This is a genomic window from Ruegeria meonggei (genome assembly GCF_900172215.1).
Classification (GTDB): domain Bacteria; phylum Pseudomonadota; class Alphaproteobacteria; order Rhodobacterales; family Rhodobacteraceae; genus Ruegeria; species Ruegeria meonggei.
In genome coordinates, this window is record NZ_FWFP01000004.1 from 334,028 (window position 1) to 350,350 (window position 16,323).

Annotated in this window: 6 protein-coding genes and 2 pseudogenes; 7 read left to right on the forward strand and 1 reads right to left on the reverse strand. The window is 59.9% G+C overall.

The genetic code is table 11. From position 1 onward, the window contains the following. The 4 genes from RUM8411_RS08735 to RUM8411_RS08750 all read left to right on the forward strand — a co-directional run bounded on the left by RUM8411_RS08735 (position 1) and on the right by RUM8411_RS08750 (position 3,873). Positions 1–1,239, forward strand: coding sequence for an NAD(P)/FAD-dependent oxidoreductase (locus RUM8411_RS08735; protein ID WP_085822301.1), 1,239 nt, complete (start codon positions 1–3; stop codon positions 1,237–1,239). 28 nt (positions 1,240–1,267) lie between these two features. Continuing rightward, entirely contained in the window at positions 1,268–2,011 is a 744-nt protein-coding gene (locus RUM8411_RS08740) for an aspartate/glutamate racemase family protein (protein ID WP_085822302.1), read from the forward strand. A 100-nt stretch (positions 2,012–2,111) separates the two neighbouring features. After that, positions 2,112–2,840, forward strand: coding sequence for a TSUP family transporter (locus RUM8411_RS08745; protein ID WP_085822303.1), 729 nt, complete (start codon positions 2,112–2,114; stop codon positions 2,838–2,840). A gap of 61 nt (positions 2,841–2,901) precedes the next feature. Continuing rightward, positions 2,902–3,873: a D-cysteine desulfhydrase family protein gene (locus tag RUM8411_RS08750; RefSeq protein ID WP_234995178.1), complete on the forward strand. Its 972-nt coding sequence runs from the start codon at positions 2,902–2,904 to the stop codon at positions 3,871–3,873. Positions 3,874–4,165: 292 nt separating this feature from the next. Here RUM8411_RS08750 and RUM8411_RS08755 read toward each other — a convergent pair. Beyond that, a pseudogene (locus RUM8411_RS08755) lies at positions 4,166–4,495 on the reverse strand (tyrosine-type recombinase/integrase); the annotation flags it as partial. On the opposite strand from RUM8411_RS08755, the pseudogene RUM8411_RS08760 reads away from it, so the two are divergent. The 3 genes and pseudogenes from RUM8411_RS08760 to RUM8411_RS08770 form a co-directional block, all read left to right on the forward strand. Beyond that, positions 4,486–4,698 (forward strand): annotated as a pseudogene (locus RUM8411_RS08760) (DDE-type integrase/transposase/recombinase); the annotation flags it as partial. The pseudogenes RUM8411_RS08755 and RUM8411_RS08760 sit on opposite strands and share 10 nt — an antisense overlap. 805 nt (positions 4,699–5,503) lie before the next feature. Then, complete coding sequence (locus RUM8411_RS08765) at positions 5,504–6,559, forward strand: hypothetical protein (RefSeq protein WP_085822305.1); 1,056 nt, start codon at positions 5,504–5,506, stop codon at positions 6,557–6,559. Further along, on the forward strand, positions 6,556–16,323 hold the full coding sequence (locus RUM8411_RS08770) for a DUF6603 domain-containing protein (protein WP_085822306.1): 9,768 nt from the start codon (positions 6,556–6,558) through the stop codon (positions 16,321–16,323). Before RUM8411_RS08765 ends, RUM8411_RS08770 begins: the two co-directional genes overlap by 4 nt.

Here is a 16,323-nt window from a genome sequence, read left to right on the forward strand (position 1 = left end):
ATGACCGAACAAGTCACCATCATCGGCGCAGGGATCGTCGGCATTTGTTGCGCGTTGTCGTTACAGGAACGCGGCATTCCGGTTCGACTGATCGATCGAGGTAAGCCAGGGCAAGAAACCTCATTCGGGAATGCGGGCGTAGTTTCACCGTGGTCGATCATTCCGCAGGCGATGCCAGGCATTTGGAAATCACTGCCACAGATGCTGCTGAACCCCAAAGGCGCGCTTTCGGTCAGAGCCAGTTTCTGGCCGAAAATGATACCCTGGGGGCTGCGGTTTTTGGGCAACTCCAGCGAGAAGTCGGTGCGCGAAATCTCGGACGCGATGGAGCTTTTGTGCCGCCCGTCTATCGACCTGTATCGTCGTCACCTTCAAGGCACCGGGCACGAAGACCTTATTACAGACAGCTACTATATTCACGCCTTTCGCAACCGGGAGCAGGCTGATCTGAATGGGCTTGGGTATCTGATCCGCCAGGAAAAAGGAGGTGACCTGGTGCTTGTCGATGGTGCCGAGTTGCGCCGCCTGGAACCTGCACTGTCAGAAAAATTCAAAGCCGCGATTGTGATCAAAGGTCAGGCACGCGTAACCTCTCCAGGACGTTTGGGGGCAATCCTGGCGGAAAAAGCGCGCCTGCAAGGGGCCGAGATCGTACAAACCGAAGTCTCCAAGTTGATCCAGACCCAAGATGGAAGTTGGCAGATTACAACGTCACAGGACACGCTGCACGCCCCCAGGCTTATACTTGCGGCTGGGGTGTGGTCCGCCGACCTGCTGAAACCGTTTGGGCTGCCAGTGCCCCTTGTTGCCGAGCGCGGCTACCACGTTGAATTCCCGAACCCTTTAGTCCAATTGAGCAACTCGGTCATGGATGTGGATGCAAAGGTCGTCGCAAGCTCGATGCTGGGGGGCCTGAGAGTCGCCGGCACGGCCGAATTTGGCAGCGTCGATGCGCCCGCTGATCCGCGCAAGAAAGAAATCCTGACCGAACAGGCAAAGGCGATGTTGCCAGACCTCGAAACAAGCGAGGCACGATTTTGGATGGGTCGGCGGCCATCATTTCCGGACAGTTTGCCCGCAATCGGGCCGATCAACGGCTCAGAAGGGCTGTATGCCGCGTTCGGACATTCACATTACGGGCTGATGATGGCCCCGAAAACCGGTGAGCTTGTGGCGGATCTTGTGTCCGGTCGCAGCCCGAACGTCGATATGGCGCCGTTTTCGTTGGCCAGGTTTTGAACACTCAAGTTAGAAGGGTCTGATAACAATGCCAATTTACCAAGGCGGTCAGAATATATGCGGCGCGTCGATCGGTGTTCTGTGCCTTGAAAGCTATTTTCCGAAGCCGCCGGGCCATATCAAAAACCCATCCAGCCTGCCATTTCCAGTCCTGTATGAGATGATCGACGGCGTGACCGTCCCGACCTTGCTGAACAACCCTACGCCCGAATTACTGACCCCCTTCATTGAAGGCGCCAAACGGCTTGAGGCTGAAGGCGTCCGTGCAATCACCGGCAGCTGTGGCTTCCTCGCCCTGTTTCAAAGGGAACTGGCAGCAGCGGTTTCCGTTCCTGTTTTTGCGTCCAGCCTGATCCAGGTGCCGCTGGCCTATCACATGACCGGGGCCAGTGCGCCAGTGGGTGTGCTGACTGCGGATGCATCGGCACTGACGCCCCAGCATTTTGAAGGTGTCGGTGCAGCCGGTGTTCCTGTGGCAGTGAAGGGCTTGGAAGGTACATCAGAATTCGCCGAGGTGATCTTGCGGAACGCACGAACGAGGATGGATACTGATCTGATCGAGGCCGAGGTCTTGGATGCCGCTCGCAGCCTGATGCTTGAAGCTCCGGATATTCGGTCATTGGTATTGGAGTGTACAGATCTGCCGCCATATGCCGCGTGCCTTCAGGAAGAACTGCAGCTTCCCGTTTTTGACCTTACAACACTGGCGCATATGGCGCATTCTGTGGCGGCCCGAGTACAATACTCTGGAATGATGCCGTGGCAGCGCTGACCGCGCCGTGCCTTAGGTGGGTTGGAATTGAAGTAGACCTCAGCTGGCCAATCAAGGTACCTGTGGCCCTGCAACAATCCCCCGATCCATAGGAGTTTGAGTGCCCGTTGAACTGTACATCCTGATGACCGCTATTTGCCTTGGCGCTATACTGCAAGTCGGGGTTGGCATCGGATTTAGCATCATTGCGGGGCCACCCATGATGATTATGCTTGGCACGCCGACGGCGGTTCCCATTTTGCTTCTGCTAAACACCGTTGTGTCAGCGGTGGCAACGGACCGGCATGTTCTGAAAAACAATCGGCGGATAATCGTCACTGCGGTCATTGGATGCTGCGTTGGAGTGGCTGCTGGCCGCATTGTTTATCCCCTTTTGAGCGAGGCGTTTGTTCTCGCGCTGACGGCCTGCCTGTTGTTAATCGGCTTGATTACAACCTTGCTCCCCTTGCGTGGCTCAATTGGAAACGTCGGGTTTTCAGCTGTTACCGGATTGTCCGGACTTGCAACTGTATGGGCGGCAACCCCGGGTCCACTTATGGTGTTCGGTTTGATTGCAAAGGGTCGGTCCGCCAAAGAGGTGGCAAAGCTGGTTCAACCAATAGCGCTGGTGGCATATGGCATCGCATTTTTGTTGCACAATCTGTCCGGGGCACAATCAATCTCGTATGGGTCGTCAGTATGGGGGTTCCTCGCCATAACCTTGATCGGCAGCTTACTTGGCCGTGCGACAGGTCCCTACTTGCCACAGGCGGTCGTCATAGCAGCGATCCGCGTGGTTTCACTGATCGCTTGCTGTGTTCTGTTCTATCGCGCCTATATGACGGCTTAATCTCAAAGGTCACACGATGATACGAAACGAAAATCTGAACAGATTTCCACGTGCCCAACTCATGTCTGGCCCAACACCTTTGGAGCACCTGGACAACCTATCGGCCGAGCTGGATATCGATCTCTGGCTGAAACGTGATGATCTGACCGGGCTTAGTTTTGGTGGCAACAAAACACGGCAGCTTGAATTTTATCTTGGAGATGCGCAGCAAAAAGGCGCTGATACCATTCTGATCACGGGCGCCGTTCAATCCAATTTTGTGCGATCTGCAGCCGCCGCAGCGGCCAAACTGGGTATGCAATCGGTGCTTCAGTTGGAAGAGCGTGTGCCGGACATGGGATCAGAGTATTATGCGTCCGGAAACGTACTCTTGGCACAAATCCTGGGTGCCGAGCAAATGAGTTACCCCGAGGGCGAAGACGAACCCGGAGCGGACGCGGCGTTGCATGCACGCGCCGACGAATTGAAAGCCCAAGGTTGCACACCTTACGTTATTCACCTTGGCCTGCATCATCCACCCCTAGGAGCCCTGGGTTATGTCGTCGCTGGGCAGGAATTGTACCAGCAGATGCCAGATTTCGATGCGGTCATTGTCCCGTCAGGCAGCGGCGCGACACATGGCGGTTTGCTAACCGGATTGGCGCTGGAAGAAAGCATTGCCTCGGTGTTTGGGATTTGCGTGCGCCGGGATCGTGAAAAGCAAAAGGCTCGAATGAAAACCGTTCTGCAGAATCTCGCGGACTTGCTGAATATCGACGCAGGTTTTCTACAAGACAGGATTGATGTTTGGGATGAAGCCTTGCCGCCAGGCTATGGCAAAGTGAATGCCAAAACACGCGCCGCTTTGGAGAAAATGGCCCGAACCGAAGGGGTTTTTCTAGACCCAGTCTATTCTGCCAAAACATTCGCCGGTTTGCTGGACCTGATCGAACGTGGAAAGATAAAACCAGGTGAGAAAGTCGTTTTACTGCACACGGGCGGGTTGCCCGCACTATTTGGTTATCAAAAAGAGCTAGTAGGTAACCCGGCTTGAAGTGTTCAAAGCGCAGTTCCGGATCAGGACCCTACTTGGCTGTACTTTAGGTACCCAAACGATTTTTTTAGCCTGTTCCGGCTTGATTTGCGAATACGCAAGGTCAGCTTTGGTTCGCGAGCGACAACTGAGTTCTACGCTGGTAACGGCAGGATTGTTGCGCAATCTGTGAGTTTGCAATCTCAAAACTTTGCACATGCGGCGAATGTCGGCAACGCGGACTGCGATCGCAGCATCTCAATACCCAGTCGAGTGACCGGTTTGGGCCGCCCGCGAAGACGGCCCCTCCATTCTATATCTCAGTGGCTTCTGCAATGGCCAAAGCGTCTTCCAGCTCAACGCCCAAATATCGAACAGTACCGTCCATCTTGGTATGTCCCAACAGGAGCTGAACGGCCCGCAGATTGCCAGTCTTTTTGTAGATCTGTGTGACCTTGGTGCGCCGCATTGAATGCGTACCATAGGCTGTTGCCTCAAGACCTATAGATGTAACCCAATCGCGAACGATCCGTGCATATTGGCGCGTTGAAATGTGTAACCGCTCGTGGAAGCGGCCTGGCCACAGAAATTCAGAGCCAACCATAAGAGGGTCCTCCATCCATTTCGCAACTGATGCTCGAGTGGGGGTGGTTCTACTTGTCCACGATCCTCGACGATTACAGTCGTTACATCATCGCCTGGAAGCTTTACACGAGAATGAAGACCGAGGATGTGACCGACACGCTGGACCTTGCCTTGCAAGCCTCAGGTTGTGATCAGGCAACGGTGCTGCACAAAGCACGCCTGCTCAGCGACAACGGGTCCAGCTGCATCTCTGGTGAGCTTCACATCGCCACAGAAGAATTGGACGTCGCAGAACGCATACTTGTCGATGCAGGCGACAAGGAAGTTCCGGGGCAGGAAGAGATACGGTCAATGCCTCTTACACTCGCCATGGAACGGCTGGCGTCAGCAAAGGCGTGAGAAAGATCGGGCCCATGATATCGGGTTCGAAAGTGGAGGTCGCAGCTCAGCCTAAGGCGGACCCTTGTTGCAATTGAAAGTAACGTCACAAAGGACCGGCGGTTGACTTTTCCAGCAGACGTAGGCAACGCTTTGCGCCAGCATGAAGGACACCGCAGAAATGGTAGTCTGAACGCTACAACGCAACGCTTTGCATGCATCCTCAAACAACTTGGCAATACCAATCCTATTATTATCTACCCCAATCCGGCCGCTATGAGCCTTGGGTAGAGGCGCGCGCGGCCGGGTCAGGGCGCCCGCATTCGTCAATAAAATTGACCTCAGGTAAACTAAGCGATACAACCGTGATAATTTCGTCGCTACTGAGTCTGGATTCATGTTCTCTCTTTTGACATCCCCTGGCTTAAGATCGGTAGCTGAAAGGGAGCTTGTTCCTTTCGCTGTGTCGCTCGTGGTTGCCCAGACCTATTTCAAATGGGGCAGCTTTAGCCTTGAACTTGTTGGCTTTCTTGCGCTTTGGTTTGTGCTTGGCATTACCGCAGACCGAATTCTTAAAATGTTGAATCGGTAAAAAACCCTACGCCCGGTCGCCGGACGTTTCAAAAACCAAACCAACGAAAAAGCGCTCCGCCAGCGCTCTGTTTTGTTGTGACAGGAGGGTTACGTCATGCGGCCACCCGGCCGGCCGAAAAAGACCTCTTTGTCGCTGCGCGATTTGATCGGGCAGGCTTTGAACGAGCCCACCATCAGCGATAAAGGCAAGTCCTTGCTCAAAGACGCCTCAAAATTGCTTGAGGGCCTTCAGCACGGCAAAACCACCGCCTTGGATTTGCGATTGGCCCGTGACGGTTCCGGACAGTTTGAAGCCGTGATCGAACAGGCTTCCGAACTTGGATTTTCAGATCGACAGGTTATTCGACTGAAAGACGCCATCGGGATACTGGCGCAAATCAAACTGAAAGATGGGCGTGGACTAGAAGACCTTCTCTGGACTGACAGCGACGACATAGGCAATCCCGACCGGCCAGGCGATGTAACTGTTCCTGACTTCCCTCGAATTGATGTGAGTGTGTTTGGCGGGTTTCTTGAGGCTGAGTTGAAAACCCCTTCTGTAGGTCTTGAGCTTGATGCGATAGCCAACGGCGCGTTGGCGGGTCTGCGAAAACAGCTGCCAGAGCTATTACCACGCGAACCAATCGCGGTTGGGGCGTTGGGCGCCGCGTTGCCTTTGGCGCCAAAAATCCTTGAACCGCTGATGCAACTGGCCGCTGTCGGTAAGAGTGGCGGCAAACCCAATCAAGATGACCCAAAACCCAAGCCGATCATTTGGGATGACGGCACCAGCGAGCTTGTCGTTTTTGTCGGCGAGGTGACGACCAAGACAGGCAAAGACGTGCTGAGCGTTACAATACCTGTGGCCACTGATGCGGGCCGGACCGAGATGATTGTCCCCTTTGCCATGGGAAACCCTGAACGGGTCGCGGGGCTTGTGGCGGCGGCCCCCGACAGGCCCGTTGGCGATGCGTTGATTGCCGATATCTGGGGTGAGACCCTGATCGCCTTTGCCTATCAGATGGTCTTGGAGGTCGCTGACAGTATCGCCGGGGCCTCTGGTCGCGACGTTTCAAATAAACGCCTCGTGGCACAAGGCCTCAGCCTGCAAGACGGCGCCTTGGTCGTGCAGTCGCAGGCGCGGTTCCGCATTCGAGGGGGGTCCAAATGAACGCCTTCTCGCCCGATGATTTTGGGGATCTGAATCCGCTGTTGCGCGCCCTTGGCCTGGTGACGGCGGAGGGTGATTTCAACGGCGACTGGTTGACAGATCCCCAGGACTACTTGTCGACAATTTTGGCCGATGACGCGCAGCGCCAGGCCTTGCTTGAGTTTGTCGCCGCCGTTCGCGAGGGCGGGATCGAGAGAGACCCGGATGGGCGACAGTGGATTGAGTTGTTTTCCGACCAGGTCGAGCCAGGGATCGACGCGGGCTTTTATCTGGTGATCGATGACCGCCCGGCGGGGCAGGTCAATATCTTCCTGGGTGTGGTCGTGAATACGGGTGGCGGCTTTGCAGACAGCAGGTCATCGCTGCTGTTCCCACTGTTTCGTGCTGCCAAAAGCTCTGGTCCCGCACCAGCTAATCCGTTCCTGGCCGGGGAACCCGGCGGCGTCATCGCACTGTCTTCAGAGATTACCGTAGCTGCCCCACCCGCTCCGGGCGAGGCTGGTCTTGCGCGGATCGGGTTGCGGGTTGCGATCCCAACCGACCCTGCGGACGGTGCGCCGGATGTGAGTCTATCCTTGGGTGGGTTGCAATTGCCCGGCGAAACCACGCCGCGTGACATGATGCTGTCGCTGGGCAATCCCGATGCCCTCCGCGAGTCGGCCATTGAACTTATCCTGGCGCTGATCGAGGCGCAGTTGCGCGGGGCAGGCGGCGCACAGGTGCGTGCGCTGGCAGACGCGCTTGGTCTGGGCACCGCGCCCGAGATTCCGGCCTTTCCCGTTGCCGACCTTCTGAGCCGCGGAGCGGATGCGCTGTCTGATTGGGTTGCGCAACTGTTGGGCGCTCCGGCGGCGCGGACACGCTGGCTTCAGGCTTTGGCTGATATTCTGGGTGCAGGTGCGACCGCAGATGCCACCGGCATTGACCTGCCTGTTGGCGGTGCAACCATTCGCATCGGTCTGCGTGCAGAAGACGGGCCCGAGGCGCGACCGGACATCAGGATATCGCTGGGGTTCTCCACCACCACCGGGATCACACAGGCGGGCGTTTCGGCTGACATATTGCACCTGAGCCTGGCCACCGGCGCCGCGACTGCGGTTCCAAAGCTTGAAACCAGCCTGCGCTTTGATCTGAGCGGAGAGGCCATGCCCAACGTGTCGGTCGCAGAGCTGATACTTGGGCTGGCACTGGACGAAGAACGCAGACCAGCGGTGGTTATTGCTGCGCGCGACGTGACAGTGGCGCAAAGCAATCACCCCTGGTTGGATCTGACCAACCCAGACGCGGTGGCGGCGGCTGCGGCGCAAACGGTGACCGACCTCTTGGACGAGCTGTTGTCCAACCTTGGCCCCGGTGCTGCGCTTATCGGGGTGGTCTTGGGCTGGCGCGCGCCTGCGGGGGCAGGGGCCGGGTACCCTACGCTTGATCCTGTCACCTTCCTGGGCGATCCGCTTGGGCAGCTGCGGGCCCATTGGCTTGACGTGCTCGAAAACCACAGCGGTGATGTCACCGCTGTGTTGGGCAGTTTGCGCACGCTGTTGGCCGGTGCCGCAGATGTGAGCGGCGCGGGAACCGAGGTCGATCCTTGGCGACTGTCGATCACGCCCGGGGCGCATGTGGCGATCTGGCGCGATGCGAATGGGGCCCTGGCGATTGGGGTCGGGTGGCTCAGCCGGGTTGACGATCTGGGGCAGCGTTGCACCGTGATCGAATTTCGGGGGCGCGTTGCGCTTGTGAAGGTCGACCTGTCGACAGGTGCCACCGCGTTTATCCCCGAGGTCGAGGCCGGCTTTAACGGACGGGCCCGCGGCGGGCTGCGGTTGCGGACCTCCGGCACTGGCCTGACGCTTGAGACCGACAGGTTGGGCCTGGTGGCCCGCTGGCGGCCAGCGGATCGGGTATCGGTTGAATTTGATACACCTAACCCGACGGTGTCGCTGGATGGCATCGGCCTTCCGCTGGAATTGCCGGACTTTTCAAGCGGCATGGATGTGGACCAGCTTTCGGGTGCGCAATGGGATGGGATTGAGCGGTTACTGGGTCTTTTGGCCGAGCGCAGCGGCAACGACTTTCTTGTTGATTTGGTGGATATGCTGGGGTGGCGACGGGCGGCACCTGTTCTCGGTGGGCCTGACCCGCACCGGCTTTCACTGTCGGCCTTGATCGATGCACCAGAAGCCGCCCTGCGTGACTGGCTGGGGCGGTTGCTGGCAGACCCCTTTGCAGAGGTAACGAAACGGCTGCAGGTTTTCACCGCCCGTCTTGGGGCCGGAACAAGTGGCGTGGAGGGTACCGGTACCTTGTCGGATCCATGGTGTCTGCTGCTGCCTGGCGCTGACAGTGGTCCGGGTATTGCCGCATGGCGATTGCCCGACCGATCCGAGGCCGAGCCTGACCGTTTCTCGTCACTGCCGCTGCGGACATGGCGCCCTGGTGATCCGGGTTTGCAACCGGATGAACTGGCGCGTGGGATGGCCTCTGAACTGCCGACGCTGCTTTCGGGGCTGGGCGCGGCGGAACTGGCCGTTGGCCTCTTGGCACTGGAAACAGGCTGGACGGGCACCGATGGGCTGGTCAGCCCCGCTGTCAATCAACCGGGTACGGTGCTGCATGTTGTAGGCGATACCGACGCCACAAGCCTGATCGAGAGTTCGGATGTGACGCCGTTTCTGGGGGCGGCCCCAGACGTCCTCTTTGTGATCTGTACATTGTCTGAAACTGCACCGGTTCCCGAGGGCGTTGACCCGGCCCGCCTGCTTGATTTGCGGATCCGAGACCGGGAGGCCACCGCGTTTTCGCAAGTGCCCGGAGATGCCAGCGGCACCTGGACGATCCTGCTGGCGCCCCGTCCGGATACGGAAGAGGACGACGCCTCAGGACAGGCGGCGCGGTTGTCCCATGCATTGGCACAGGCGGGTGGCATCGCGGGCGCGGCCGTCTTGGCAGACCGGGCTGCGGGCCATGGCGCCTGGCTGGCGCTGAATACATTGCCTTCCGGGCCCAACCAGTTGTTGATCGCGGGTCTGGCGACGGCCGCGCTTGACCCGTTGGACCTTGAAACCACCGAGACGCTGCACCGTCTCAATGAACTATTGCCCCCCGTTGACCCGGGCGAGCCGGACGACGCAGATTTGGCGCGGGGGCGGCGGTTGATCCGCGACCGCCTGTCGGGGCGTCCGCTGGACGAGCTGGCGCCGCCTGCAGGTTGGACTGGGGCGCGACGCGGCGATCTGCAGATCCACCTGCTGTACGGCGTTCTTGAACAGGACAGCGTGCGTCAGGCGATGACCGCAGTTGCGGCTGCAGGGCTCAGCACCTTTGCTGTGGCCCGGGCCAATGTGTTGCGACAGACGCAGGTTGAGGGCATGGGCATCGGGCTGCATGTTCCTCTGGGTGACGCCCCTGCGGCAGGGGCAATCGGGTTCCAGGGACGCGCCCTGGTCGAATTGCTCTCGGCGCGACTGAATCGCGATGGCGCGTCTGGCCCCCAGCCGGAGTTCCGCCCGGCTGGCAAGGTTGTGCTGTCAGGCCATCTCTCTCGTGGTTCGGGATGGCTGGTGGGCGGGCCGATGGATCACGGCGATGCACCCTTGGGTTTGCGGTCCATTTCATTCTCGGGCTGCGTCGGGGTTGATGGCACCTCGGAAAGCGGCACCGACGGGTTAGAGGTTATTCTCCATGGCGCGCGCTTGTTCGGGGAAAGCCACGCGCGGCTCGTGGTTACGGCGGACACGCTGTCCAAGCCGGGGATTCCGCGCATTGCCCCCACCGCCCCAGCCGTTCGTGCGCTGTTCGGTGAGATCGTAGCCGAAGCCGTGGCCCTGCCCACGCCCGGTCTGACCGAGCTTATCGCGCTGTTGCGTGCGACCGGCATTCTGGGGGCTGATGACGGGTTCGACGCGCTGTCGCTGTCCCATTGGGTCGATGAACCGACCGCGCAGCTGCAGGTGGCGCTGGCCGACCCCGCGCTCGGTGGCGCGCTTATGGACGTTGTGCAAACGTTGTTTGACGGGGCAGGGGCCGGGCTGAGCTTTGACGCCGACCAAGGCCAGTTGAGTGTGACGCTGGAGGGGTCCGCACCAGATTTCGCCTTTGGGGCTTGGTCGCTGAACGCGGTGTTGGGCCAACATGGACTTGTTTCTGGCGCTGTGAATTTCGGGGCAGAGGGGACACCAGGCCTACAACTGGGACTGGCACCCTTTACGGCAGAGATAACTTTGCCCGGCGATCTGCCGGATATCCCGAGCGCAATCCCCCTTTGGCCTGCGCCAAACCCAACCGCGTTGGTCCGGGCGTTGCCGCCCACCCTTGCTGCGCTGGCCCTGAGCCAGGTTCTTGACGGGCTGCGCCAGATCGACCCGATCGTGACCGGGATCGTTGATGCGGGGCTTGCTGGATTTGGGCTGACGCCAGATCCGGTTCGGGTGCCGCCGCTTCTCTTTGTTGATCCGGGCGCGTGGTTCGCCAGCGCTTCGGTTTTGGGCGGGCCTGGCGGTGGTCTGCATGCGCCCCGAGTTATCGCCATTATGGACGCGCTGCGCCCGCTGGTGGGAACGGGCGGCGGTTCCGGTATTTGGGAGTTCGCACCGGGCTTTGCGCTGCGGGCCCGCGACGATGGCGGCCTGGTTCTGGACTTTGCCCTGGACCCGGGTGCGTTTTTGCCTGCGGGCAGTATCGCCTTGGGCGGCGCCTTTGGCCTGCGGTTCCCGATTGCGGCCGGGCCTTCTCGGCCCGAGATTTCTCTTTTTGCCGGCGTACCCGGGGCGGTTGGTGATCGGCAGGCCGCCCATCTGACACTGACGGGCAGCGATCTGCGGGTGTTCCTGCGGCCTGATGCGGGCCCGGATATCGAGATCTACCCGGGGCCACCCAACCTCACGGATCTGCTGGCCACTGCCGTTACAGCAGCTTTGCCGCAAGTTTTGGACGCTATTGTCGATACCGGGTCACCCTTTGGCGCGTTGCTGGGCGACGTGGGTGATGCGCTGGCCTTGCGGTCAGGCGGTGCGTTTGACGGTCCAGCATTGGTGGCCTGGGCTGCTGATCCGGTTGCCAGCCTGGCCGCACGTTGGCCAGCGCTTGTGTCATCGGGCTTGGGTGCATTGAACCCTGTTTTGCCAGCCGGTCTGTCGGTGGCAAACACCGGCACGGGCTTGCGCGTATCGGTGGCCAATGCGGGCACGCCGGGCTCGACACTTGAAATCGAGCTTTTCACAGCCACCCAGGAGGTCGAATTCACCGCTGATCTGGTCGGGATACCTTTTGTCGGCGATATCGAGACCAGCTTGAGCGTCGATGATGGCGGGCTGAACCGGCTGACGGCCATGATCGGCCCCGCCCAGATACCCGTGGCCGATGGCGTGATCTTGCGACCCTTTACAGAGATTGATGTGGGTCGCGGCGCGCCGCCATCCACGCTGAGCACGGGGCTGGCCTTTGATGCGAGTGCCGATCAGGCCTTCCGCCTGCGGTATAATTTTACCTCACAGACATTCTCGCCCAGCGTGGGTGGGGACACGCCGGAAGAGATCGCCGCGGGGCTTATGCATCTGGCCATCGAACTGCTGGGCGGCTTTGTCTTGGGGCTGGATGAAGTCAGCGCACTTTTGGACCGCGACATCGGCTCTGACACGATGCGCGACGTGTTGACCGACGTGATTTTGACACCCGGTGGCGGGCTTGATGCCGAGTTCTTCCGCGCGCTGCCACGGGTCGGCGAGACTCAACAAGATCTTGTGCAGTCCAAGCTTGTGCGGCTTTTGACGCTGATCGAAAAAATTGCTGATGCAGGGCCGGGCATCACCGTGGATAATGCGGTTGAGATCGGTTTGGCCAATCTCGGCGGCTCTGTTGGGCTATCGGTGACCATCATTGACCGTTTTGAAGTCATTGGCGGCGACATTGCGATCTGGTTGGAAAATGACAGCCGTTGGATTGTGGGCGATGTTAACCCTGGTCTTGAAATCGGTCTGTTGAATATCAGTGGCGCCGCGCCTGATTTTGCTCCGGCCCTGTCGGTCAACGGGATTGGTCTGCGCATCGGCAGCTCTAACGCGCCGCTGATCAAAAGCCCGCTTTCATTGGGGTCGATCGCGATTCACGCCTTTGCGCAGGTTGGCTCTGGTCCGCTTCGCGGAGGTGCCCAGGTGGAACTGGCCGAGATCGGGGCGGCTGTCAGTGGCGGCTCTTCCGACAATGCCGTGGCCTCTGGCCTTCTGAGCGAAACGAATGACGGCAATGCCGCCCTGGCCCCCGCCTTTAGCCCGGCGCTGTCGGTGCAAACCCTGAACTCGGGCGATTTGCGCTTTGGCTTCCGCGCAGGTGAGGGATCAGGCCCCTGGTGGCTGCCGATCCGCAAGGGCTTTGGTCCGCTCTATGTCGATCAGATCGGCCTGGGCGCGCAATCTGACGAAGACGCAGGTCTGCAGTCCGTTTCACTGTTGTTTGATGGTTCGGTCACCATTGCCGGGCTTGCCGCTAGCGTCGATGACCTAGAGCTTATCTATCGCACCGATCAGGGCGGGATATTTGACAGCGCGTCCTGGGGGGCTGATCTGGCTGGCTTGGGCGTCTCTGCTGACCTTTCGGGCATCTCGCTGGCAGGTGGTCTGCGCAAGTTCGGTGACGAAGACGACATCGAATATGTCGGCATGCTGGCCGCTCGCTTTGCGGTTTATGGCCTGTCGATCTATGGCGGTTATGCCTCGGCATCGGACGACCAAGGCCGGTATACGTCCTTCTTCGCAGTGGGGTCATTCCTTGGGCCCATCGGCGGCGCGCCTGCCTTTTTCCTGACCGGGATCGGTGGCGGCTTTGGCATCAACAGGGATCTGGTTCCACCCACGGACCTGAGTGACTTTGGCGATTTTGTCCTGATCCAGGCGCTGGACCCGGCGGCTGACTTGCCAACCGATGTCATTGCGTATCTCGAAGAGGTCCGGCGCACATTCCCGGTCATACGTGGCAAGTTCTGGTTTGCAGCCGGCATCAGCTTTACCTCATTTGCTCTGGTCGATGGCATCGCCGTTGTCGCAGTGGAATTTGGCAGTGGCTTTGAATTGTCGATTTTTGGCCTGGCCCGCATGGCGCTGCCACGCCCGGGCTTTGCCTTGGTCTCGATCGAGCTTGGACTGCTTGCACGCTTTTCCACCGAAGAGGGTGTGATTTGGATTCAGGCCCAGCTGACCGACAATTCCTGGCTATTGCATGAAAGCGCCCGACTGACAGGTGGTTTTGCCTATGTCAGCTGGTTCAAAGGCCCCAACAAAGGCCAGTTCGTGCTGACCCTTGGCGGCTATCACCCAGAATTTGAGGCCAGTGGCTATCCGGTTGTTCCGCGTCTGGGGTATAACTGGTCCGTCTCATCGAACATCGTCATCAAGGCAGAGAACTACTTTGCCCTGACGTCTGAGGCGGTGATGGGTGGCGGCGCGTTTGAGGCAACAGCCAAATTCGGCCCGGTCTTTGTCTCGCTCGGTTGGGGCGTGAACGCGATTGTCTACTTTGATCCGTTCAAATACCTGGCCAATGCCTATGTGCGCATTTCGGCAGGTATTCGGATCAAGACCTGGTTCGGGACGATCAAGCTGTCGTTTAGCTTGAGCGCGGAAATCGAGGTTGCAGGGCCAGAGTTCCACGGCAAAGCGCGGGTCAAGGTCGGCCCCATCGACGTCACCGTCAAGTTTGGCAAGCAGGACAACCCCGAGCCGGAATATGTCACCTGGGTCGATTTCGCGGCCAAGTATCTGGAACTGGCTAGCGGTAACCGGGCCGAGGCGCTGTCGGGCATCACCGGGCGCGGCACCCTGCCAGCGGCAAGCGGGAATGGTGATGCATCGGACACCGCTGACGGCAGCCTGTCCAAGCCCTTTGATGTCATGAGCGAGTTTGAGCTGTCGATCACCAGCACCATCCCGCTTACTGTGATTGACCGTCCGGGTCAGAACCTGTTCGAGCGCGATCCCTCTGGGGCGCTTGGCGTTGCACCATCCAATCTGGTCGTCTCTGAAGTCACGCTGGAACTGTCGCTGCTCAAAATTGATCCGGGGTCTGACGAAGAACGACTGGATGATGTCGATAAGATCAAACTGCGCACACGCGATACCGGGGCTTTCCCCGTCGGTGTCTGGGGACCGCCGCAAGGCCTTGATGACAAGAAGGTGCCCAAAGGCGCGATCATCGAGGCAACCGAAGGCGTCGACCTGAGCTTTGGCCCGGAATTCTTTGGCCGCCGTCCTAATCCCGAAACGGGCGGGGTGGCGTTCAATCAGGTTGAGGCCGGGCCTCGCCGGCCGCTGCCCTTGCGCGACAATGGCTTTTTCTTTGGATCAATCGTCGGGTTGGCTGCCACGCATCTCACATTGTTGAACTCGATTGCAGAGGACCGAAATATCGCGCTGGCGGCGGAATTCCAGACCGCCGAGCGCCGTCCGACAGGTGCCACGGGCGCGCGGGCCTGGCGTCAGGCCAGACGTACACCGATGCGCGTCGGGCTTTTGACAGAACGGATCGTCACGGATGCGCCGCGCGGCTCCAAGGACGAGCGTGTTCGAGAGGTCAGACCACGCCGCGACATTCAGTTTGGCCAGCCGCGCCTGCGTGGCCAGTTGAGCTTGCCAAGCGTTGTAGCTGCGGAGGCCGAGGGCGTTTTGACACCGCGCGCAACGCGTGTGCCCCCAGAGTTGGCCCGTGGGCTCAGCCGGATTGAGCCGCCGTCACTGGATGCGGTTTTGGCCGCACGAGGGGTGAGGGCGCCGGCATTCCTGCTGCGCACTGCCACCGCCCCGGCGCAGGTCGGCAAGACAATCGCCGCAGAAGGTCGGGTGCCGCGCACGAAAGCAGCGGGGCTTGATGCTTCAGCCAGTGCCGAACGGTCAACCGGTGCAACCCGCAACCATCTTGCAGGCATCGCCGCGATGGCGGGTGCGCGCGGGCCGCGAGGCACCAAATCCGCGGACAAAACTAGCGGGTTGGCAGCCGGCGAGGTGGTGGTCTTTGACTTGCCGGGAGCCATGCGGTCCCGTCGATTTGAATCGGCTGGCCGTCTGACCCTGAGCGGCGCCGCGCGGGTCTTGGCCATTGGCCTGACAGGCCGGGTTCTGCTGGACAATGCCGGTTCGAAACGCAGCCTTGATTTGCCTGCCGAAACAGCGGCCTATGCGGTGATATCGGGCGACAATGGCAAGGCTTCGGCAGAAATCGCGGGTTGGACGGATGCACAGTCAGTGGCCTATCTGGGCCGTTCGATGGCGCTGTGTCGCGGTGCCATCCTGCGGGCCGAGGGCGCAAGCCGCGTTCGAGGCGGTCGGGCAGGCGGCACAGGCTGGCTGCGTGCCGCGCATATGACCGATCAGGCCACGCTGGTAGAGACCCAGTTTGACCGCGCCGCCAGCGCCGTTGCGGTGCTGTTTGATGGCCGATTGACCGAGCAGGAACTCTCGGCGCTGGCCATTTCGTTCCAGGGGGCAGAGATCGTCGAGAAACGCCCGATGCTGGTGCCCTATGATGGCAAGACGCTGGTGGTCTACACCATCAAATCCAAAGCCGGTTTCGTCGTGCGTCTGTCGGGGCTGACCTCGGGGCGGCTGGACGGTGTCATGGCGGCCAATATGACAGCCGAGCGGTTTGTCTCGCGGCTTGTGAACGAGAGCGTATCTCTCTCGGTCGGGGTTGTGCGCACTGGCAAGGCACCGCTCAAAATCGGCTGGCGCCCGCCCGCTGATGTCACCCCGCGAACCGCAGAACTTGAAAACGGAGAACCTTGA

Excerpts from the sequence above, each read along its gene's own strand:
- RUM8411_RS08770 (WP_085822306.1), top strand. The coding sequence starts at position 6,556 with ATGAACGCCTTCTCGCCCGATGATTTTGGGGATCTGAATCCGCTGTTG.
- RUM8411_RS08750 (WP_234995178.1), top strand. The coding sequence starts at position 2,902 with ATGTCTGGCCCAACACCTTTGGAGCACCTGGACAACCTATCGGCCGAG.
- RUM8411_RS08735 (WP_085822301.1), top strand. The coding sequence starts at position 1 with ATGACCGAACAAGTCACCATCATCGGCGCAGGGATCGTCGGCATTTGT.
- RUM8411_RS08740 (WP_085822302.1), top strand. The coding sequence starts at position 1,268 with ATGCCAATTTACCAAGGCGGTCAGAATATATGCGGCGCGTCGATCGGT.
- RUM8411_RS08765 (WP_085822305.1), top strand. The coding sequence starts at position 5,504 with ATGCGGCCACCCGGCCGGCCGAAAAAGACCTCTTTGTCGCTGCGCGAT.